The sequence below is a fragment of the Bacillus sp. SIMBA_026 genome (assembly GCF_046535335.1).
In the GTDB taxonomy this organism is placed as follows: Bacteria; Bacillota; Bacilli; order Bacillales; family Bacillaceae; genus Bacillus; species Bacillus velezensis.
This window is the reverse complement of the sequence record NZ_JAWRWX010000001.1, coordinates 1,058,536-1,080,992: the sequence shown is the minus strand read 5'-3', so window position 1 is coordinate 1,080,992 and position 22,457 is coordinate 1,058,536. Positions and strand designations below refer to the sequence as shown.

Annotated in this window: 19 protein-coding genes; 16 read left to right on the top strand and 3 right to left on the bottom strand. The window is 48.7% G+C overall.

Annotated elements, in window-relative coordinates:
* The first annotated feature begins 17 nt into the window (after nt 1–17).
* From SB847_RS05015 to SB847_RS04970, 10 genes are all read left to right on the top strand, one after another.
* Nucleotides 18–3,821: a non-ribosomal peptide synthetase gene (locus SB847_RS05015; protein ID WP_410577420.1), complete on the top strand. Its 3,804-nt coding sequence runs from the start codon at nt 18–20 to the stop codon at nt 3,819–3,821.
* A gap of 74 nt (nt 3,822–3,895) precedes the next feature.
* Nucleotides 3,896–4,276, top strand: coding sequence for a DUF1360 domain-containing protein (locus SB847_RS05010; protein ID WP_410577418.1), 381 nt, complete (start codon nt 3,896–3,898; stop codon nt 4,274–4,276).
* Nucleotides 4,277–4,396: 120 nt separating this feature from the next.
* A complete protein-coding gene (locus tag SB847_RS05005; RefSeq protein ID WP_410561936.1) occupies nt 4,397–5,935 on the top strand; it encodes a glycoside hydrolase family 10-like protein in 1,539 nt (512 codons plus the stop codon).
* A 140-nt stretch (nt 5,936–6,075) separates the two neighbouring features.
* Nucleotides 6,076–7,218 (top strand): acyl-CoA dehydrogenase family protein, encoded by a 1,143-nt coding sequence (locus SB847_RS05000; protein ID WP_044802950.1) that lies wholly within the window; start codon nt 6,076–6,078, stop codon nt 7,216–7,218.
* A gap of 44 nt (nt 7,219–7,262) precedes the next feature.
* Nucleotides 7,263–8,903 (top strand): AMP-binding protein, encoded by a 1,641-nt coding sequence (locus SB847_RS04995; protein WP_044802951.1) that lies wholly within the window; start codon nt 7,263–7,265, stop codon nt 8,901–8,903.
* Nucleotides 8,904–8,924: 21 nt separating this feature from the next.
* The gene (locus SB847_RS04990) at nt 8,925–10,274 is read left to right on the top strand and encodes an acetyl-CoA carboxylase biotin carboxylase subunit (protein WP_410577415.1); all 1,350 of its coding nucleotides are present in this window, start codon (nt 8,925–8,927) and stop codon (nt 10,272–10,274) included.
* Nucleotides 10,271–10,483 carry an acetyl-CoA carboxylase biotin carboxyl carrier protein subunit gene (locus SB847_RS04985; RefSeq protein ID WP_007410121.1) on the top strand — a complete coding sequence of 71 codons (213 nt, stop codon included), beginning with the start codon at nt 10,271–10,273 and terminating at the stop codon, nt 10,481–10,483. The genes SB847_RS04990 and SB847_RS04985 overlap by 4 nt, the downstream gene beginning before the upstream one ends.
* Nucleotides 10,484–10,498: 15 nt before the next feature.
* Nucleotides 10,499–11,398, top strand: coding sequence for a hydroxymethylglutaryl-CoA lyase (locus SB847_RS04980; protein WP_007410122.1), 900 nt, complete (start codon nt 10,499–10,501; stop codon nt 11,396–11,398).
* A gap of 13 nt (nt 11,399–11,411) precedes the next feature.
* The gene (locus SB847_RS04975) at nt 11,412–12,191 is read left to right on the top strand and encodes an enoyl-CoA hydratase (RefSeq protein WP_044802954.1); all 780 of its coding nucleotides are present in this window, start codon (nt 11,412–11,414) and stop codon (nt 12,189–12,191) included.
* A 17-nt stretch (nt 12,192–12,208) separates the two neighbouring features.
* Nucleotides 12,209–13,738: an acyl-CoA carboxylase subunit beta gene (locus SB847_RS04970; RefSeq protein ID WP_410561948.1), complete on the top strand. Its 1,530-nt coding sequence runs from the start codon at nt 12,209–12,211 to the stop codon at nt 13,736–13,738.
* A 55-nt stretch (nt 13,739–13,793) separates the two neighbouring features.
* Here SB847_RS04970 and uptA read toward each other — a convergent pair whose 3' ends face one another.
* From uptA to SB847_RS04955, 3 genes are all read right to left on the bottom strand, one after another.
* The gene (uptA, locus tag SB847_RS04965) at nt 13,794–14,384 is read right to left on the bottom strand and encodes an undecaprenyl phosphate transporter UptA (RefSeq protein WP_007410125.1); all 591 of its coding nucleotides are present in this window, start codon (nt 14,382–14,384) and stop codon (nt 13,794–13,796) included.
* A 74-nt stretch (nt 14,385–14,458) separates the two neighbouring features.
* Nucleotides 14,459–15,352, bottom strand: a complete 894-nt coding sequence (gene galU / locus SB847_RS04960; protein ID WP_410561952.1) for a UTP--glucose-1-phosphate uridylyltransferase GalU — start codon at nt 15,350–15,352, stop codon at nt 14,459–14,461.
* A gap of 6 nt (nt 15,353–15,358) precedes the next feature.
* The gene (locus SB847_RS04955) at nt 15,359–15,766 is read right to left on the bottom strand and encodes a GtrA family protein (protein WP_014418060.1); all 408 of its coding nucleotides are present in this window, start codon (nt 15,764–15,766) and stop codon (nt 15,359–15,361) included.
* Nucleotides 15,767–16,041: 275 nt separating this feature from the next.
* Between SB847_RS04955 and SB847_RS04950 the strand changes: the two genes are divergently transcribed.
* The 6 genes from SB847_RS04950 to SB847_RS04925 are packed head-to-tail and all read left to right on the top strand — an operon-like array spanning nt 16,042 to nt 22,212.
* Nucleotides 16,042–16,809, top strand: coding sequence for a 6-carboxyhexanoate--CoA ligase (locus SB847_RS04950; RefSeq protein ID WP_410561956.1), 768 nt, complete (start codon nt 16,042–16,044; stop codon nt 16,807–16,809).
* Nucleotides 16,809–18,155 (top strand): adenosylmethionine--8-amino-7-oxononanoate transaminase, encoded by a 1,347-nt coding sequence (gene bioA, locus SB847_RS04945; RefSeq protein WP_410561959.1) that lies wholly within the window; start codon nt 16,809–16,811, stop codon nt 18,153–18,155. Before SB847_RS04950 ends, bioA begins: the two co-directional genes overlap by 1 nt.
* Nucleotides 18,145–19,305 (top strand): 8-amino-7-oxononanoate synthase, encoded by a 1,161-nt coding sequence (gene bioF / locus SB847_RS04940; protein ID WP_410561962.1) that lies wholly within the window; start codon nt 18,145–18,147, stop codon nt 19,303–19,305. Before bioA ends, bioF begins: the two co-directional genes overlap by 11 nt.
* The gene (bioD, locus tag SB847_RS04935) at nt 19,302–20,003 is read left to right on the top strand and encodes a dethiobiotin synthase (protein WP_265971623.1); all 702 of its coding nucleotides are present in this window, start codon (nt 19,302–19,304) and stop codon (nt 20,001–20,003) included. Before bioF ends, bioD begins: the two co-directional genes overlap by 4 nt.
* A gap of 2 nt (nt 20,004–20,005) precedes the next feature.
* Complete coding sequence (gene bioB / locus SB847_RS04930; RefSeq protein ID WP_410561966.1) at nt 20,006–21,019, top strand: biotin synthase BioB; 1,014 nt, start codon at nt 20,006–20,008, stop codon at nt 21,017–21,019.
* The gene (locus tag SB847_RS04925; protein ID WP_032875109.1) at nt 21,016–22,212 is read left to right on the top strand and encodes a cytochrome P450; all 1,197 of its coding nucleotides are present in this window, start codon (nt 21,016–21,018) and stop codon (nt 22,210–22,212) included. Before bioB ends, SB847_RS04925 begins: the two co-directional genes overlap by 4 nt.
* Nucleotides 22,213–22,457: the final 245 nt, after the last annotated feature.

Sequence of the window (22,457 nt, the reverse complement as noted above, 5' to 3'; positions counted from 1 at the left end):
TCGAGCGGGAGGAACACATGGACAAAACGAAAAATATCCAAAATATTTATCCCCTCAGCCGAATGCAGGAAGGAATGCTTTTTCATTCCTTTCTGCAAAAGGAGGGGGCTGCATATATCGAGCAATCCGTCTTCACCATAAAAGGCCGGCTTCGTCCGGAATTGTTTGAGCAAAGCGTACAGTCTGTTATCAGCCGCCACGATATTTTCAGAACGGTTTTTTTACCTCATGTCGCTCAGCTGAACGGCCCCCGCCAAGTTGTGCTGCGTGAGCGGGAATTCCGGTTGCACCGCGAAGATCTTACACATTTGGACGAAGCGGAACAGAGCATCTATTTACAGCGATTTAAGGAACGTGACCGCTTAAAAGGCTTTGACTTGCAAAAGGATATGCTGATGCGTGTTTCTTTGTTTAAAACGGGTGACGAAAAATATGTATGCGTCTGGAGCCACCATCACATCCTTATGGACGGCTGGTGCCTCGGCATCGTCCTTCAGGAATTCATGCATATGTATCGGGCGATTGAATCAGGCTCACCCGTCACACTGGCGCCCGCAAAGCCTTACAGCACTTATATTACATGGCTGACTGATCAGGACAAAGACGCGGCTTCTGAATATTGGAAAGGATATTTAGCAGGCTGTGAGACACCCACAGGACTCCCGAAAATATCGGCCCGTCCTCAGGAAAAAGGCTACCGCAAGGAAGAGCTGCTGTTTTCTTTAGATCAAAACCTGACGGACAAGCTGAAAACCATCGCCAAAGAAGAGGGCGCTACGCTCGCGGTTCTTATGCAGACTGTATGGGGCTTGATGCTGCAGCGCTACAACCGGACGGACGATGCCGTATTCGGCGCCGTCGTATCAGGGCGGCCTTCCGTCATTGACGGCGTGGAAAGCATGATCGGTCTGTTTATCAATACCGTGCCGGTACGCATTAAAACGGGTGACGAAAGCTTTAGAGAACTGCTGGGGCGCTTGCAGAAAGAAATGCTTGATTCAGAGGCGTTCAGTTATCATCCGCTTGCTGACATCCAATCGCAGACTGAGCTGAAACAGGATTTAATCGACCATATTATCGTGTTTGAAAATTATCCGATCCAGCAGCAGATGAAAGACGCGGAAAAGGAATCGGATGCACCGTTCCGGATCGGGAATGTCAACGTTTCGGAACAATCGGGCTACGATTTTAACCTCATCATAGCGCCTGGAGATGAGCTGCTCATCAAATTCAGCTACAATGCGAACGTTTATGACGAAGTATGGATAGAGAGCGTAAAAGGACACTTGGAAGAAGCTCTGCGCGGCGCCGCCTTCAATCCCGATGTTCCGGCTGATCGGCTTCCGATGCTCGGACAAAAGGAAAAATCAAGAATAATCGGCGAATTTAATGACACGAAAACAACTTATGAAAGAGATGAAAGCATCATCAGCCTGTTCAGCCGACAGGTGAAGAAAACCCCGGACCATCAGGCGCTTCACGCCGGCGGGCTGACGATGACGTACCGGGAGCTCGATGAACGGTCAACTGCATTCGCCCGCACCCTGCTGGAAAACGGTTTGGCGCCAAAGGGAATTGCCGGGATTCTGGCCGAACGCTCACCGGAATTTATCATCGCTGTTCTCGCTGTATTGAAAGCGGGAGGGACGTACCTTCCTCTTGATGCAGAACTGCCATCCGACAGGATCGCCGATATGCTCACTGAGAGCGGAGCACAGCTGTTAACGGTACAAAAAGGGATTGAGACTGATATTGACTTTTCTCACATCATCTCTATCCCGGCTGCAGCTGAAAAACAAACAGCTGATGCGGGAAAACTGAATACCGATACAGCACCTGATGATCTTGCCTATATTATGTATACATCCGGTTCAACAGGAAAACCGAAGGGCGTGATGATTTCCAACCGAAACGTCGTATCGCTCGTGTCAAACAGCAATTACACGTCGGCTGGCATGTCGGACCGCCTCATTCTGACAGGGTCCATCGGTTTTGACGCAGTGACATTTGAAATCTTCGGAGCGCTTTTGAACGGAGCATGTCTTCATGTGGTTGACCGCTCGACAATGCTTGCCCCTGAGAGGTTCGGCAATTATCTTTCTTCCAACCGGATTACGATTCTGTTTTTGACGACGGCGCTCTTTAACCAGTTTGCCCAGGCAGATCCGGAGATGTTTTCTGGGTTGCACACCTTATATGTCGGCGGAGAAGCATTGTCCCCGGCGCTCATCAATAAGGTCAGACACCGGTGTCCGAATCTCAGCCTTTATAACATATACGGACCGACGGAAAATACGACATTTTCTACCTTTTACGAAATCAGGCACGATTTTTCTCAGCCGATCCCAATCGGAAAACCGATCAGCAATTCAACCGCGTATATCATTGATAAAAACGGCGGACTTGCGCCGATCGGCGTGCCCGGTGAGCTTTGTGTCGGCGGTGACGGGGTTGCCAAAGGCTATTTAAACAGGCCTGACTTAACAAGTGAAGCATTTGTCAGCCACCCGGTTCATCCTGAAGAAAAGATCTACAAAACAGGCGACTTGGCACACTGGCTGCCTGATGGAAGCATCGGATACATCAGCCGTATCGACCGCCAATTCAAGATTCGCGGGAAGCGGATTGAGCCGGCCGAAATTGAAGCACGCTTGACTGAAATAGATGGAATCAGGGAATCGGCAGTCATCGCAGCAAAAGAAGGACAAGAAGCAATCCTTTGTGCGTATTATACAGGAGCACATGCTGAAGAAAGAGCCATTCGATCCCTGTTGGCCAGGTCGCTTCCCGACTATATGATTCCGCAGTATGTGATTAAGCTTGACCGTATGCCGCTTACCGCAAACGGCAAAGTGGACCGCCGCCGGCTGCCTGCGCCGGAACGGAAAAAAACGTCATCAAAAGCCGTTCCGCCACGAAACTGGGTAGAGCGTGAGCTGATCGACATTTGGACGCCGATCCTCGGCTGCGGGGAGCTGGGCATACAGGATGACTTCTTTGAGCTGGGCGGCCATTCTTTGAAAGCATTGCAAGTGATTCATCAGCTGAAGACCAGGCAGCAGATGGATGTGCCGATTGAAATGATATTTGAATATCCGACAATTGAACAATTGGCTGAAAAGCTGTATTCCAGTACACTGTCGGAAGCTGCCGAACAGCATATCAGCAGACTGAATCAGCCGAAAGGCCGCAACCTATTCTGTTTTCCGCCTATCTCAGGTTTCGGGATTTTCTTTAAAGATCTTGCGGCGGCATTAAACGGACGGGCTGCTGTGTACGGTTTTAACTTTATTGAAGAAGACAGCAGAATGGAACAATACATTGATAAAATGCTGGAAATCCAGCCGGAAGGCCCTTATATCCTCTTCGGATATTCAGCGGGCGGCAATACGGCATTCGAGGCGGCAAAAGCGATGGAAAAGCGCGGCTTAGAAATCAGCGACGTCATTATCGCAGACGCGTACAGAAAGCTTGACGCACTGCCGCCGCAGCCAACAAACGCAACAGCCGAAAATGTCCCGGAAGCCGTCAGGGAAGCGGTCATCAGAAAAACAGAGCGCTATCAAACGTACTGGGCGGAACTGATAAATGACGGCCAAATTGCGGCAAACCTCCATTTTATCGAGGCCGGTATAAAGGAAGAGCACAGTGATAAGACCGAGCCGATGAAGTGGGAAGGCGCCACAACGGGACTCTATCAGGAATATCAAGGCGGGGGCGCCCATAAAGATATGTTTGAACCCGCCTATGCACAGCAAAATGCTGAGGTCATACTGGACATCATTGCAAACAGCGGAAGACGCTTGGCGCGGAATCTGTAACATCCGGCAGAATGGCTGAAGAAGACAAAGGGCAAGATAGGGGAATCAAACTCAGTTTTTTTGGAGGCTTTGACATGACGAACCTATCTTGGCTTACGTATGTAATGATCATTCTTGCCAGCTACCGGCTGACCCATTTGATCGTATTTGATAAGATTACGGAATTCATAAGAAAACCCTTTATAAAGCAAGAAAAAACCGTCGATCAAAACGGGCGCGCCGTCCAAAAAAAAGTCCCTTCCTCCGCATTCAGTTATATGCTGCAATGTTATTGGTGTGCAGGCGTCTGGTGCGCCATATTGATCGGTATCTGCTATTTGGTCTGGCCCCGCTATGCACATCCGGTTATTTTCATTTTGTCCATTGCCGGAGCGCAGGCCATCCTTGAAACTTGTGTCGGCGTCGGAACGAAGATCATTGACGTGCTCGCCGCCATGAAACATAAAAAGTCCTGAAGCGTTTTATTCGCTTTAGGACTTTTTTCTTTCCCTTTTAGGCTGAGAGGAGCAAAGCAGGCTTTCTGATTCACCGCCCGGAATGCTTCGGAATACCGTAAAGCAGAGAGGGGGAAAAACATGAAAAGCTGCCGTTTTAGCATGATATGGTTTTTGACCGTTGTACTGACAGCCGGTATCTTTACATTCTCAGCATCCGCACAAGCAAGCGGCACTCAGCCGGAGAGAGAAATGAGAGCCGTATGGATCGCGTCTGTCACCAATATCGACTGGCCCTCTAAAAAAGGGCTGTCACCGGAAGAGCAAAAAAGAGAATACAGCAAGCTGCTGGATGACGTTCAGGAGATGGGAATGAACGCCGTTATCGTCCAAATTAAGCCTGCGGCTGATGCTTTTTATCCATCAGATTACGGGCCTTGGTCAGAGTATCTGACAGGAACACAAGGCAAAAATCCCGGCTACGATCCGCTTGCTTTTTTAGTTGAAGAGACACATAAACGGAATCTTGAATTTCACGCTTGGTTCAATCCTTACCGGATCACGATGAATCACACAAATTTGAATGCGCTTTCAGATGATCATCCCGCGCGTTCCCATCCGGACTGGGTCGCTGCATACGGAAAACAGCTGTACTATAATCCGGGCATTCCGGAAGTAAGACAATTTATAACGGATGGAATCAAAGAAGTGGTCAGCCGTTATGACATTGATGCGGTTCATATGGATGATTATTTTTATCCTTATAAAATTGCCGGACAGGAATTCCCCGATCAGGCGGAATACGAACGGTACGGAAAAGCTCACTTTGCATCAATGGATGACTGGCGCAGGGATAACGTCAACCGGCTTGTAAAAGAAATCAACCAAACCATCAAGCGAGAAAAACCTTATGTCAAATTCGGAATCAGCCCGTTCGGCGTATGGAGAAATGCCGCAGATGACCCGACAGGCTCCGAAACGGCCGCAGGGGTGCGGAACTACGATGATTTATATGCTGATACGAGAGAATGGATCCAAAAAGGATACATTGATTACATCGCACCGCAAATTTACTGGAGCATCGGATTTAAAGCGGCGGCATATGACGTCTTAGCGGATTGGTGGGGAAAAGAAGTGAACAATCGGCCGGTGCATTTATATATCGGGCAGGCAGCTTATAAAATCAACAACAATGCTGATCCGGCCTGGGCCGACCCGGGGGAATACGGAAGACAGATTACTCTAAACAGGGGATCAGCTTGGATTAAAGGCAGCATGCATTTCAGTTTAAAGGATTTAAACCGTAATCCGCTCGATGTGAAAAACCGTTTGATCAAAGACATGTACAGCCGGCCCGCATTAATTCCCGAGATGCCTTGGCTCGGACATTCCGCTTTAAAAAAACCGTCTGTCAAACGGGCGGAGAAGAATGCTTCAGGCCATACACTCTATATTGAAGATGCGAAATCCAACGGTAAAAAAACGGCTTATTACGCCATTTACCGCGCAGAAAAGGGAAAGCAGCCTTATTTAGTGGATACAGTCAGAAAAACATCGTCACGGACGCAGACATTTTCAGATACTGATACTCGGGCGAAAGGAGCCTGCACCTATATCGTTACTTCCGTTGACAGGCTTCACCATGAGAGCCGTCCCTCCGCAAAACGGATGGTTAAATAGCATTATTAATAAAACTGACAGTTGCGGCGCTGTCAGTTTTTTTGGCGGCGGATGAGTCCGAATGTTCAGACTTCATTTGGATGGAATGAATAAAGACCCCCATTAATAAAATGTAGAAAGCAGCAGAAGGAGGAAGGTTAATGAATTTTCAACTGACAAAAGAACAGCAGATGGTGCGCGAAATGGTCAGAGATTTCGCCAAAAATGAAATTGCCCCGAAAGCCCATGAGGTTGATCAATCAGCCGTCTTCCCGATAGACACATTTAAAAAAATAGGCGAACTCGGGCTGCTCGGAATTCCGTTTCCGGAAGAATACGGCGGGGCGGGCGGTGATACCATTTCATATGCGGCAGCGGTCGAAGAAATCGGAAAAGCCTGCGGCAGCACGGGGCTGAGCTACGCGGCAGCCGTGTCACTCGGCGCAAGCCCATTATACTATTTCGGTACTGAACAGCAAAAGCAAGAACATCTTATTCCGCTTGCTTCGGGAAAAGCGCTCGGATCATTCGGGCTGACAGAGCCGAATGCAGGTTCCGATGCCGGCGGTACCCAGACAAAAGCCGAGAAAAAGGGCGATGACTATGTGATAAACGGAGAGAAATGCTGGATCACAAACGCAAATTACGCCCGCACTGTCATTGTCACTGCCGTTACGGGAAAGAACTCCGACGGAAAACCGATCATTTCAGCTCTGATCGTCCCGACAGACACACCGGGATTTACGATCACAAATCCGTACGACAAGATGGGTGTGAGAGGGTCGGATACGGCCGAGCTTGTGCTGGAGGATGTCAGGGTGCCTGCCGATAACCTGCTCGGTGATCCTGAAAAAGGTTTTAAACAATTTTTATATACATTAGACGGCGGGCGGATCTCGATTGCGGCACTGGCTGTCGGTATCGCTCAAGGCGCACTGGAGGCGTCGCTGTCATATGCGAAGGAACGCAAGCAGTTCGGCAGTCCGATATCGTCATTTCAAGCCATTCAATTTAAGCTGGCCGATATGGCGATGGAAATTGACCTTGCCAGACAGATGGTGCTTAAAGCGGCATGGCTGAAGGATCAAAACCTGCCATTTACGAAAGAAGCGGCATTCGCCAAGCTTTATGCTTCTGAAATGGCCGTCAGAACATGCCTTCAGGCCATCCAAATTCATGGCGGTTCCGGTTATATGAAGGAATGCGGTGTCGAACGTATGCTTCGTGACGCAAAGCTGATGGAGATTGGCGAAGGAACGTCAGAAATTCAAAGAATGGTCATCGCAAGACAGCTTTTGAAGTGAAATGAAAACGTTTACTAATACAGGGATGGAAAGGGGCAGGTCATATGGCTGAACTTATCCATTTAACAGCCGGAAAGCTGCTTGAGCGGACCGCGGAGCTTTTTCCGGATCGTGAAGCGGTTGTTTACCCTGAGCGCGGCCTTCGTTATACGTATGCCGAGTTTGACCGGTTATGCCGGCAAACCGCAAAAGGGCTGATGAAGCTGGGAGTTGAAAAAGGAGATCATGTAGCCATATGGGCATCCAACATTCCGGAATGGCTCGCGGCGCAATTTGCAACGGCGAAAATCGGCGCCGTTCTGGTCACCATCAATACAAATTTTCAAATCGCAGAGCTCGATTATCTGCTGGCACATTCAGACGTCTCGGCCCTGATAATCATGGATTCCTACCGGCAGACATCTTATGTTGAAATCGTGAATAAGCTGATTCCGGAGCTGAAAACGTGTGAGCGCGGCAGGCTGCGTTCGAAACGTTATCCCTTTTTACGGACTGTGTTATATATCGGTGATAAAAGCCCGCCCGGGATGCACCGTTGGGATTCTTTGCTGAAGGATGCTGAGTCTGTAACGGATGCAGAGCTTGACGGAAGGATGGACAGCCTGAAAAAGGATGATTGCATTCATATGCAATATACATCAGGTACGACCGGATTTCCGAAAGGCGTCATGCTCTCACATTTTAATATCGTAAATAACGCGGCCAATATCGCAGAATGCATGAAGCTTACTTCAAGTGACCGTTTATGTATTCCCGTGCCGTTTTTCCACTGCTTCGGGTGTGTGCTCGGCGTGCTGGCATGTGTTTCCGCGGGTGCGGCGATGATTCCGATCGAACAGTTTTCTCCGCCGGCCGTTCTGAAAACGGTGGAGCAAGAAGCCTGCACGGCTCTGCACGGTGTACCGACGATGTTTATCGCCCTCCTTCATGACAGCCGTTATTCTGAATATGATCTTTCCCACGTCCGAACCGGTATTATGGCAGGCTCGCCATGCCCGGCGGAAGTCATGAGAGAAGTGATCGGCAAAATGGGGATGACTGACATTACAATTGCCTACGGACAGACCGAAGCATCACCTGTCATTACGCAGACAAGAACGGATGATTCATTTGAAAGAAGAGTGGAAACAGCGGGGCGCGCGCTTCCCCATATCGAAGTCAGAATCGTTCGGCCCGGAACATCCCAAGAAGCCGCCCGGGGCGAACAAGGAGAGCTCTGCACCCGCGGATATCATGTCATGAAAGGCTATTATAAAAATCAAGAAGCGACCGAAGAAGCGATAGACAAAGACGGCTGGCTGCATACCGGTGATTTGGCGGTCATGGACGAGGACGGGTACTGCAAAATCACGGGCCGTCTGAAAGACATGCTGATCAGGGGCGGCGAAAATATCTATCCGCGCGAGATTGAGGAAATGTTATATCGGCATCCCGCGGTAGCAGACGTTCAGGTCGTCGGCGTGCCTGATCCGAAATACGGAGAAGAGGCCGCGGCATGGGTCAGGCTCAAAGACGGACAAACCGCTTCCGCAGAAGACATCAGAACCTTTTGCAAAGAACATATCGCCCGCTATAAAGTCCCCAGGTATGTTTTGTTTACAGATGAATATCCAATGACAGCCTCAGGAAAAATTCAGAAATTCAAGCTGCGGGAAAAAACGATTGAAGAGCTCAAGTTAACTTAATGAAAAAGGAGTGCTTCACATTTGTTTAAAAAAGTCCTGATTGCCAACAGAGGAGAAATCGCCTTAAGAATTATCCGCACCTGCAAACGTCTCGGCATCCCCTCGGCAGCTGTCTATTCAGAAGCCGACCGGGACGCGCTGCACGTAAAAGCGGCTGATGAGGCCTATCCGATCGGAAAATCGAGAGTAAATGAAAGCTATTTACATATCGACAGAATCATAGAAGCCGCCAAATCCGCCGGAGCGGACGCCATTCATCCGGGCTACGGGCTTCTGTCAGAAAACAGCCTGTTCGCCGAACGCTGCCGGAAGGAACAAATCACATTTATCGGTCCGCCCGGTGATATCATCGCAAAGATGGGCAGCAAGATAGAAGCCCGAAAAACGATGCAAAAAGCAAAGGTCCCGATCGTTCCCGGTGTTTCAGAGCCATTGCCCGATGTTCACTCCGCCTTAGCAGAAGCCCGTGCCATCGGCTTTCCGGTCATGCTGAAAGCGTCTGCAGGAGGAGGCGGAATCGGCATGCAGATCGTACATTCAGAAGAAGAGCTGGCCAAAGCGTTCGAAGGCAATCAAAAGCGGGCCGCCTCCTTTTTTGGAGACGGCGCAATGTACATGGAAAAGGTCATTGAAAATGCCCGTCATATTGAAATTCAGATACTCGCAGATTCTTTCGGCAACACCGTTCATCTGTTTGAACGTGACTGTTCAGTCCAAAGGCGCCACCAAAAAGTGATAGAAGAAGCGCCGTCGCCGTTTGTTGACGATGAATTAAGACAAAGACTCGGTGAAACCGCCGTTAAAGCCGCTAAATCGATCGGCTACCAAAATGCAGGCACAATAGAATTTCTCGTCGACCAAAAGAAACAAATCTATTTTTTAGAGATGAACACAAGACTGCAGGTGGAGCATCCGGTGACAGAAGAAATTACAGGACTGGATCTTGTGGAAGAACAGCTGAAAATTGCCGCTGGGCAGGCGCTGACTTTCTTGCAGAAAGATATCAACCACCGCGGTCATGCGATTGAAGTGCGAATCTATGCGGAAGATCCGGTCACCTTTTACCCGTCACCCGGTACCATCTCGTCTTTTTCCGTTTTAAGACACCCGTCAGTGCGACACGAATGCGCCGTCGAAAAGGGAAGCGTCATTTCTCCGTTTTACGATCCGATGATTGCCAAAATGATCGTCACGGCGAATACGAGAAAACAAGCCATTGAACAACTGAAAACCGCCCTTGGCGAATATCATGTAGAAGGGATTAAAACCAACATTCCGCTGCTGACAAAAATTGCCCTTTCAGAAGTGTTTGAAAAGGGCGAGGCAACAACCGGTTTTTTACAAACAATGAACGAGGGGGCGTCAAAATGAGCGTCATAAAAATTCAGATGGCGGGAAACCTGTGGAAAATTCATGTGAAGCCGGGTGATGTCATTGAAGAAGGACAGGAAGTGGCCATCTTGGAATCTATGAAAATGGAAATTCCGATTATCGCTGATGCAGCGGGTACGGTGAAAGAAGTGAAAAAATCAGAAGGTGATTTCACTGATGAAGGAGAGGTCCTGATTGAACTTCAATAAAACGGGAGGTGCAGCATGAACTGTCCGAAACATGTCCGCATCAATGAAGTAGGACCGCGTGACGGCTTGCAGAATGAATCGGCGTGGGTGGATACAGAAGATAAGATTGAGTGGATCAATATGCTGTCAAAAACAGGCCTTCCCTATATCGAAGTGACATCATTCGTGCATCCGAGATGGATTCCGGCTCTTCGTGACAGCCTGGACGTCGCAAAAGGCATTGCCAGATCTGAACATACGGTCTACGCGGCTCTCGTTCCGAACCTCATCGGACTGGAGCATGCGGCAGAAGGCGGAATCGATCAGGCATGTGTATTTTTATCTGCAAGCGAAACCCATAACCAAAAAAACGTAAACAAACCGATTGACCGGACCGTTCAAGAGCTCAGGCGGGTTATTACTGAAGCAAAAGCTGAAAAAATGGCGACGAGAGCTTATCTGTCCACTGTGTTCGGCTGTCCGTACGAACAGAACGTGCCGGTCGAACAAGTCATCCGCCTGTCAGACACCCTGCTCGAAATGGGTGTTGATGAAATATCGCTCGGCGACACGATCGGCGCGGCAAATCCCTTGCAGGTCATAGCCGTGCTTGAAGCCCTTTTGCCGAGAATTCCCGCCTCAAAAATCGCACTCCATTTCCATGATACAAGAGGAACGGCTCTAGCGAATATCATTCCCGCTCTTGATATGGGCATCACATCCTTTGATACTTCCTCAGGCGGGCTTGGCGGCTGCCCGTACGCCCCTGGATCAGCAGGCAACGCTGCCACAGAAGACGTCATTTATATGCTCGAACAAATGGGGATTGATACTGGGACGGACATGAATAAACTTCTTTATGCCGCCGGCTGGATCGCGGATAAAATAGGCAAAGACCTGCCAAGCAGAAACCTGCAGGCATTCAGAACGAAATGAGAAAGGAGAAGCCATGGAAGATTGCGTCTTGTATTCCGTCTGTCAAGAAACGATCGGTCTGATCACGCTGAACCGCCCGCATGCGGCCAACTCGCTGTCTTCAGAAATGATTGATCATTTACAGCGTGTGATTGAAGACATCAAAAACACGCCATCCATTCGTTGTGTCATTCTCACCGGCAACGGGAACACATTTTGCGCCGGTGCTGATTTAAAAGAAAGAGCGGGGATGAATCATGAACAAGTCAGACAAAGCGTCAGGCGTATCGGTGAAACGGCAGCATCCATTGAAGCTCTCCCGCAGCCAGTCATTGCAGCGCTGAACGGAACCGCTGTCGGAGGAGGCCTTGAACTCGCTCTCGCCTGCGATATCAGAACAGCCGTCAGCCGGGCGGGCCTCGGCCTTCCTGAAACAGGGCTTGCGATCATTCCCGGGGCGGGCGGAACACAGAGACTGCCCCGGCTTATCGGCCCTGGCGCGGCAAAAGAATTGATCTATACCGGCCGAAGACTTTCTGCAGAAGAGGGAAAAGACATGAAGCTGATCGAGCATGTTTATGAAGACGATGAACTTATGGAAAAAGCAAAAGCACTGGCCGGCCGAATCGCCGCTAATGGGCCGATCGCCGTCAGACAAGCAAAATCCGCGATAAACAAGGGTCTGGAGACAGATCTCAATACAGGACTCGAAATCGAACGAAAAGCATATGAACAAGTCATCCCCACACTTGACAGAGAAGAGGGCCTGCGCGCTTTTAAAGAAAAAAGACCCCCTGAATACAAAGGAAAATAAAACATGGAGGGACTCGGATGGATTACGAAAAAGAACGGCAGACACGCAGCAAAACGATAGAAAAGGGAGGAGCCGCGAAATATCATGCAAGCAACGAAAAGAAGGGAAAACTTTTTGTAAGAGACAGGCTGAAGCTTTTATTCGATGACGGCATATCCGTTGAAGACGCTTTTTTCGCCGAGTGCATGTCAGACGGACTGCCGGCTGACGGGGTCGTTACCGGGATCGGAACCATCGGCGGCAGAACCGTTTGTGTGATGGCAAACGACTCAACCGTAAAGGCGGGCTCGTGGGGCGCGAAAACGGTGGAAAAAATCATCCGCATTCAAGAGACGGCGGAAAAGCTTCAGTGTCCGCTCTTGTACTTAGTCGATTCCGCAGGTGCGAGAATTACAGATCAGGTCGACATGTTCCCGGGCAGAAGGGGAGCCGGCCGCATCTTTTATAATCAAGTAAAGCTGTCGGGCCGCATTCCGCAAATCTGTTTATTGTTCGGCCCTTCCGCTGCGGGCGGCGCTTACATTCCGGCCTTTTGCGACATTGTCATTATGGTCGAAGGCAATGCATCCATGTACTTAGGTTCTCCGCGTATGGCAGAAATGGTGATTGGCGAGAAAGTATCGCTTGAAGAAATGGGCGGCGCCCGTATGCATTGTTCCGTATCAGGCTGCGGTGATCTCCTCGCCCGGACGGAACAGGAAGCAATCATGATGGCGCAGACATATCTCAGCTATTTTCCGTCAAATTATACTGAAAAAGCGCCCGTCAACAAATCTAAGAACCCGAAAGCTTTTGAAAAACCGCTCTCAGATGTCATCCCGGCACATCAAAACGCACCGTTCAACATGATGGATTTAATTGAACGTGTCATTGATGAAGACTCATTTTTTGAGATTAAATCGTTATTTGCGCAGGAATTAATAACGGGGCTTGCGCGGATTCACGGACAGCCGGTCGGCATTATCGCCAATCAGCCGCGTGTCAAAGGCGGGGTTTTATTTCTCGATTCGGCGGATAAAGCCGCAAAATTTATCGCTTTGTGCGACGCATTCCATATTCCGCTTCTGTTTTTAGCAGACATTCCCGGATTCATGATCGGAACGAAGGTTGAGCAGGCGGGCATCATCAGGCATGGCGCAAAAATGATCTCCGCAATGGCGGAAGCGACTGTTCCGAAGCTTTCTGTTATCGTCAGAAAAGCCTACGGTGCCGGATTATACGCGATGGCGGGGCCTGCTTTTGAACCGGACTGCTGTTTAGCGCTTCCGACTGCGCAAATTGCCGTAATGGGTCCTGAAGCAGCGGTGAATGCGGTCTACGCAAACAAGATCAACGAGCTCACACCTGAAGAAAGGCCGGCTTTTATTCAAGAAAAGCGTGATGAATATAAGGAAGACATTAACCTTTACCGGCTTGCCTCTGAAATGGTGATTGACGGCGTTGTTCCTGCTGATTCCTTGCGGGAAGAACTCAATAAACGCCTCACTGCTTACATGTCCAAACAACTGACATTCACACACCGGAAACACCCCGTATACCCGGTTTAAATAAAAAAAAAGACTGCATAGATCCGGCTCGCAGCCGTTCTTATGCAGTCTTTTTTCATAGTCTTGATCTCATTTTCTTCACAACGAAATAAACAACAATAAATACGAGAGCCAATATAATGATCGGAGTTGTATACATTCCGGCATAGCTGTCTACGTCTTTCCACTGTCCCCCGAGCTGATACCCGAGATAAACGAAAATGACAGACCACGGAATAATGGCGAGCGTCGTCAATATGACAAACTTGGAAAGAGGCATTTTCGCAAGGCCGGCCGGGATGGAGATCGCATGTCTGACGACCGGGATAAACCGCGCCGAGAACACAACGCCGGCGCCGTAACGGCGAAACCAGTTTTCCGCAACATCAACATGATGCTTTTTCAGAAGTAAGTACTTGCCGTACTTGTCCAAAAACGGCCGTCCCCCATAACGGGCGATCCAGTAAATAAAGCACTGCGCGATCGTTCCCCCGATCACACCGGCGACAATGGCGCCGATAAAGCTGATCGTGCCTTCTGACACCATATAGCCTCCGTAAGCCAGAACGATTTCACTCGGAATGATTTCGATCATTAATCCGAGCGCAATCCCTAAATAGCCCATACTTGTCAGCCAGGATAATATTTCACTAATAAAATTGCCCACACTGTTCACAACCTCTTTATCTTTTTACCCAATTATATGACTGATTGACAAGCAAAATGGTTACAAATTATTTTTTAACGCACGATTTCTTCAGATTCTCTTTTTAACACCTCTTCTAAATAAGCTAAAAGTTTCGGTCTCATTTCTTCCCGCAGAAGCCCTATCTCCGTGCCGGCCTTAAAACAGCCGAACTTATCTCCTATATCAAACCGGCTTCCTTCAAGCTCCCGCGCGTAAATGCTTCGGGTGCGGCACACTTCGCGCAGCGCGTCTGTCAATTGGATTTCGTTGCCCGCGCCTCTTCCGATCGTCTTCAGCGTTTTAAAAATAGCAGGGGTTAATATGTAGCGGCCCATCACGGCAATATGAGAGGGCGCCTTTTCAACAGCCGGTTTCTCAATCAGATCCTCAACCTGGTACACATGACCGCTCTGCCGCCCCGTCTGTATAATACCATATTTGCTGACATCAGCAGGATCGACGGGCTGTACACCGATCGTTTCTGTGCCGTGTTGGTTATAGACGTCTATGAGCTGTGAAAGAGCGGGAGTGTCAGATACCATAATATCATCACCTAATAGAACGGCAAAAGGCTCATCTCCGATAAAATGCTCCGCACACAGCACCGCATGTCCTAATCCGAGCGGTTCTTTCTGACGGATGTAATGAATATTGGCCAAATCGGCAATCCGCTGCATTTCCTTCAGCGTCTCCGTCTTGCCTTTTTCCTCAAGATTGAATTCCAATTCCGCCGACCGGTCAAAATGATCTTCAATCGAGCGTTTGTTTCTCCCTGTAATAATCAATATATCTTCAATTCCTGACGCTGCGGCCTCTTCGACAATATATTGGATGGCCGGTTTGTCGACAATCGGCAGCATTTCTTTAGGCTGCGCCTTTGTCGCCGGCAGAAATCTCGTTCCTAAACCTGCTGCGGGAATGACCGCTTTTCTCACTCTTTTTTTCATTCATCTTCACTCCTGATCCTGTATGTTTTTCAGCGAATCTCCAAATACCCAGATTCGGTTTCCGATAAAATTCATCATCATTCCGCCGATAGTGGCAGCGAACTTACTCACCAATAGCGAACAGCCGCCTTTTTGAAACGCGTAAAGCAGCAAAAAGGTGATTCCCGACGCGGCAAGATTAATCATGAGAAATCGCATGATCTCTTTCCCGTCAGCCTTGCGTTTTACACGAAACGTCCACTTCCGGTTCCATACATAGCTGTTGATGATCCCTGCCGAATAGGAGCAGATCTGCGCCGGAAGATAGGGGACATGACAAGCGGCGAGAAGAAAGAAGACACCAAAATCGATCAGCGTATTGCCGACGCCTACAGTGCAAAAACGGCCTGCTGTCTTTACTTTTTCTTTCAGCATAACGGCATCCGGTTTTGACCTCCCTTCATAAAAGAATCAGATGGCTGTCATATTCGTTAATATGGACTACTTTAGCGGACAGTGTTGAATAAACAATTACTAAAATATGAACAAAACATGAAAACGTAATGAGGCTTTGCAAAACTCATTAAGTTAACAGTTTGATAGTTTAGGTTGACATATTCCGTAGAGGGCACTAATATTCTGTATAAGTGTTAACCTTAAATTATTTTGGTTAACATTAATTTTCATAGTAAGAGAAAGGAGGGGAATATATGCGGGAAGAAACCTATTACAGCGTCAGAATGAGAGCTTCCCGAAACGCCCCCCATGAGCAGGGCGGAAAACACATTTCCGGCGGAGAACGGCTCATCACTTACAGCGGTTTACAGGAAGCGGTAGATAGCTTATTACATAAAGGCTTCTCGCACTCAAGAGGAATACCTGATTTTATGCAGATTCAGCTTGAAAGCATTAATGAACCGATCGAAACGATCCGCCCTTTGCCGGTTGCTTTCCATCAAACAGACACGCCGGAAAAAGGACAAGCAATCGCCCGCAAGCTTCTGCAAAAGGCGGGGATTCCCCCGCACATGATAGAGAAAGCGTATGAAAACATTGCGGAATATGCAGAAGCAAGAGGAGCGGTTCTGTTTGATATCCGGGCAGGAGAACGCATTGACGGCAGAGGAAATAGAGGTGTGCGGGTATCCCGAGTGGATTGGCCGTCACATGATTTTCAAAAATGGGCTTTTACGCACAACATGCCGGAAAATTCACGAATAAAAGAAGCACATGCCATCGCGGCAAAAGTTTGCGCATATCCGGAGATTATTGCTGAATTGTGCTGGTCGGATGACCCTGATTACATAACAGGCTATGTTGCCGCAGAGAAGCTGGGATATCAGCGGATTGCCAAGATGAAAAATGCCGGAGATGAAAGCGGCTGCCGGATTTTCTTTACAGATGGCTCCATAGATACGGAGAGATGTATCCATTTTTTAGAGAAGCAGCCTGTATTCATTCAGCGGGAGGAGAAATGATGAAACAATCAATGATTGAAAAAAGCAAAAAGCATCTTTGGCTGCCTTTCACACAAATGAAAGATTACGATGAAGATCCGTTAATCATTGAAAGCGGAAACGGGATCATGCTGAAAGACATCAGCGGCAAAGAATATTATGACGGCTTTTCTTCAGTATGGCTCAATGTACACGGCCACCGCAAAAAAGAAATGGATGAAGCGATTCAAAAACAGCTTGAAAAAATCGCTCATTCAACCTTGCTGGGTATGACGAACGTTCCCGCAACAGAACTTGCCGAGATGCTGACAGGCATCGCACCGGAAAAGCTGACACGCGTTTTTTACTCCGACAGCGGAGCGGAAGCAATGGAAATCGCTCTGAAAATGGCCTTTCAATACTGGAAAAACATAGGGAGACCCGAGAAACAGACATTTATTTCTATGCAGAACGGCTATCACGGCGATACGATCGGAGCCGTCAGCGTCGGCTCCATTGAACTCTTCCACCATGTGTACGGCCCGCTGATGTTTGAAAGCTACAAAGCCCCGATTCCGTATGTATACAGATCTGAAAGCGGCGACCCTGTACAGTGCCGGGATGAATGCCTTCACGCGCTCGAACAGCTGCTTGCAAAGCACCACGAAGAGATTGCCGCACTTACGATTGAATCGATGGTGCAAGGCGCATCCGGGATGATCATCATGCCTGAAGGCTTTCTGGCAGGCGTACGAAAGCTGTGTACGGCATATGATGTGTTAATGATCGTTGACGAAGTGGCGACGGGGTTCGGCCGCACCGGAAAAATGTTTGCCTGTGAGCATGAAAATGTCCAGCCGGACTTGATGGCGGCAGGGAAAGGCATTACGGGAGGCTATTTGCCGATCGCTGTGACGTTTGCCACAGAAGCCATTTATGAAGCCTTCTACGATGACTACGACAAAATGAAAACATTTTTCCACGGCCATTCCTATACAGGAAATCAGCTTGGCTGTGCCGCGGCAATTGAAAATCTGCGTTTATTCGAATCAGAGCGCATCGTTGAACAAGTCGCCGAAAAATCAAAAACGGCAGCGAAATTTCTTCATAATCTGAAGCAGCTTCCTCATGTCGGCGATGTCCGCCAGCTCGGTTTCATGTGCGGCATAGAGCTTGTGCAGGATAAGGGGACAAGACAGCCTTATCCGCCTGAAAAGCGGATGGGATACAAGGTGTCCTTGAAAATGAGAGAGCTTGGTATGCTGACACGGCCGCTCGGAGACGTCATCGCCTTTCTGCCGCCGCTTGCCAGCACAACCGATCAGTTACAAGCCATGCTCTCCATTATGAAAGAAGCGATAGCCGAGGTGACCGGCCGTGGATTTTGACGGATGGCTCCTCGGAAGGCTCGATGCGGTGAAAAGAGACGGGCTGTATCGGACGCTGCGAACACAGGAAACCGCTCTCAAAACCAAGGGGCAAAAGCGGCAGACTTGGGCGTCCAATGACTATTTAGGCCTGTCAAAAGATGAGCGGCTGATCACAGCCGCGCAAACGGCGCTGAGCCGGTTCGGGGCAGGAAGCGGCGGCTCACGGTTAACGACAGGAAATACTGTGTGGCACGAAAAACTTGAACAAACAATCGCGGACTTTAAACAGACGGAAGCGGCTTTATTGTTTTCAAGCGGTTACTTGGCGAATATCGGCGTGCTTGCCTCACTGCCTCAAAAAGGCGATGTCATTTTAAGCGATCAACTGAACCATGCGAGCATTGTTGACGGCTGCCGTTTATCAAAAGCGGAAACCATCGTGTACCGCCATATTGATATGGCTGATCTTGAGAAAAAACTTGCTTCCGTCCAGGCTCGGAACCGCCGCTTCATCGTCACAGACGGCGTCTTCAGCATGGACGGAACCATCGCGCCTCTTGACCGCATAATGGCGCTTGCAAAGCAGTACCAGGCATTTGTGATAGCAGATGACGCGCATGCAACCGGTGTACTTGGGGAAAACGGCGGGGGAACCAGTGACTATTTCGGTGTTTGTCCGGATGTTGTCATCGGCACATTAAGCAAAGCTGTAGGAACGGAAGGCGGTTTTGCCGCGGGATCAAACATTTTCATTGATTTTTTGCTGAATCAGGCGCGGACGTTTATTTTTCAGACGGCCCTCCCGCCGTCAATTTGTGCGGCTTCACATACGGCATTTGACATCATATCAGATATGCACGATACGCGCCGTGAGCTGCAATCATCTGTCAAAACGATAAAAAAGCGTCTGACCGATATGGGCTTTACCGTAAGAGGCGGAGATACACCGATTATCCCCGTTATCATCGGTGATGCAAAAACAGCGGTTTCAGCCGCTGCGCTGCTGGAGAAAAAGGGAATCTGCGCCCCGGCCATCCGCCCGCCCGCCGTTCCGGAAGGCGAAAGCAGAATCAGGCTGACCGTTACGGCGGATCGCAGCTTACAGGACATAGACGAGCTGACAGAAGCATTTGATTCCATTAGAAAAGAGCTGAATTTAAACAAATGAGAAGTTTTTTTGTCACAGGAACAGATACCGGCGTCGGAAAAACCATCGTTTCTTGCGGACTTGCCGCGGCATTCCGGCAGAAACAGGCGGATATCGGAGTGTTTAAGCCGTTTTTAAGCGGCGTGCCGCGGACTCATCCGGAAAGTGACACCTCGCTCTTGAAAGACATGTCACAAACCGCACTGTCTCATGAAGAAATCACGCCATTTGAATGGAAAGAGCCGCTTGCGCCGTACACGGCCGCCATGCTTGAGGGGAAATCCGTGAGCATGGCGGATGTCATGGCCCACTGGAGTAAGATCAAAAATCGTCATGAGTGTTTCATCGTTGAGGGGGCAGGCGGCATTTCCGTCCCGCTTGGTGAAAATTATTTAGTCAGTGATCTGATAAAAGCCATGGAATTGCCGGCAGTGATTGTCACCAGGCCTGATCTCGGAACCATCAACCACACATATTTAACCGTTGAATATGCGAAAAACATGGGGATAGAGGTTCTCGGCATTATTATCAACGGCGTAAAGAGCCGGCCGGGGCTGGACGAAAAGACGAACCCTAGCATGATTGAAACATTATGCAAAGTTCCGATTTTGGGAATCACACCGAAGCTGGATCACGTTTCACCGGAAAACATTCAACACATGATTGAGAAACATATAGATGTTACCTCTTTCATGAATCTGACACAAATGGGGAGATAAACATGAATCAATGGATGGATCTTGCAGAGAGAGTGCTGGACGGGGCGGAAGTAACGAATCAAGAAGCGCTGGCCATTTTAAATTGTCCTGATGAGGATCTTTTATTGCTGATGCATGCCGCTTTTCATATCAGAAAACGATTTTACGGAAAAAAAGTAAAACTGAATATGATTATGAATGCAAAATCAGGCCTGTGTCCGGAAAATTGCGGGTACTGTTCACAATCTTCAATATCAAAAGCGCCGATCGAGTCTTATCGGATGGTGGATAAGCATATATTGCTAAAGGGGGCAAAACGCGCCCACGACCTGAATATAGGGACATACTGCATCGTCGCCAGCGGGCGGGGACCGTCAAACAGAGAAGTAGATCAAGTTGTTGATGCTGTCAAAGAAATTAAAGAAACGTACGGTTTAAAAATCTGCGCATGCCTCGGTCTGCTGAAGCCGGAACAGGCAGAGCGGCTGAAACAGGCAGGAGTAGACCGGTACAATCATAACATCAATACATCACAAAGGAATCACTCAAACATTACGACCTCCCACACGTATGACGACAGGGTCAATACAGTGGAAACGGCGAAACAATCGGGGATGTCACCTTGTTCTGGTGTCATCGTCGGCATGAAAGAGACGAAACAGGACGTCATTGATATGGCGAACAGCTTAAAAGCGCTTGACGCCGACAGCATCCCGGTTAATTTTCTGCATGCGATTGACGGAACCCCGTTAGAAGGGGTAAGCGAATTACATCCGGTGTATTGCCTGAAAGTGCTCGCCTTGTTCCGTTTTATCAATCCGTCAAAAGAAATCCGTATCTCAGGAGGCCGGGAAGTCAACCTTCGTTCGCTGCAGCCGCTGGGACTTTATGCCGCAAATTCGATTTTCGTCGGAGATTACTTAACGACAGCAGGGCAGCATGAAACAGAGGATCATCAAATGCTCCATGATTTAGGTTTTGAAGTCGAATCCGTTGAAGAAATGAAAGCCGGCCTGCAATCCGGAGGTATGAGATGACGGCAGGCCTATCGATTGCACATCCGTCTCTCCATGCGGATTCGGATTTTTGGAATGACCCTTACCCGTTTTATGACAAACTGCGATCCATTGATCCTGTTTATAAAGGAACCGTATTAAAATATCCGGGCTGGTATGTCACCGGGTACAAAGAAGCGGCAGCGATTCTGAAAGACACCCGATTTAAAAACCGTATTCCTCTTCCGGAAGCTTCAACGAAATATCAAAATCTATCGCATATCCAGCACGATATGCTGTTATTTAAAAATCAATCAGACCATAAGCGGATGCGGATGCTTATCGGTAAAGAATTTACCGCAAAGACGGCGGAATCACTTCGCCCCTGTATAAACGAAACGGTTCATGACTTGTTGGATCAAGTCCAAATCAAAAAAAACGCGGACCTTGTTTCAGAGTTTGCCTTTCCATTGGCAAGCCTTATCATTGCGGAGATACTCGGAGTGCCGAAAGAGGAGAGATATCAATTCAGACAATGGACGGCAGACGTCATTCAGGCCATTGATCTTACCCGATCAAGAAAGACGTTAGTCAGAGCAAGCGACACCGCAGGCAGGCTGACGTCATATTTCAGAGATTTGATTCACAAGCGGAAAGCTCACCCTCAGCAAGACTTGATCAGCAGGTTTATTATGGAGGAACAGCTTTCAAAAGAGGAAGTGCTCGCGACATGTATCTTACTTGTCATAGCCGGACACGAGACGACGGTAAACCTCATAAGCAATGGTGTGTTTACTTTATTGAAACACCCTGAACAGCTTAGCGCACTGAGAGAAAACCCCTCGCTCATTGAAACTGCTGTCGAGGAATGTTTGCGCTACGACAGCCCCGCGCAGCTGACGGCACGCACCGCCTCAGAAGACTGCGAAATAAATGGGAAGACCATAAAAAAAGGAGAGCAGGTATATATCCTTTTAGGGGCAGCCAATCGCGATCCAAGCATATTCGATCAGCCTCACAAAATGGATATCCAAAGAAAACCGAATCCGCATCTTGCATTCGGAAAGAACGCCCATTTTTGCATAGGCTCCTCATTAGCGCGCATCGAAGCACAAATTGCAATTCTCACACTGTTTGAGCGGATGCCTAAACTTCGGCTGGCCGCACACCGCCTTGAATACCGCAAGCTCATTGGTTTTAGGTCGCTCAAAGAGCTTCCGGTTGTCATTGGCTGAATGACCATGCAGGAGGGCCGGATTTTATCGGTTCCTCTTGCAGGAAATAAATGAAAGAAAAAAGAATACATATTTATAAAGCAAAAATCCTCTCTGGTCCATCTCACTATCCCTAAAAAAACTCACTGCTCAGCCAATCAATATAATGCAGCAAGGGTCTCCTTTTCTTTCGCCAAAACGGAGAATTCACCATAATGCACATTTTTTCAGCCTCAAAAACTGTGCAAAACCGGCATGTTTTTGCT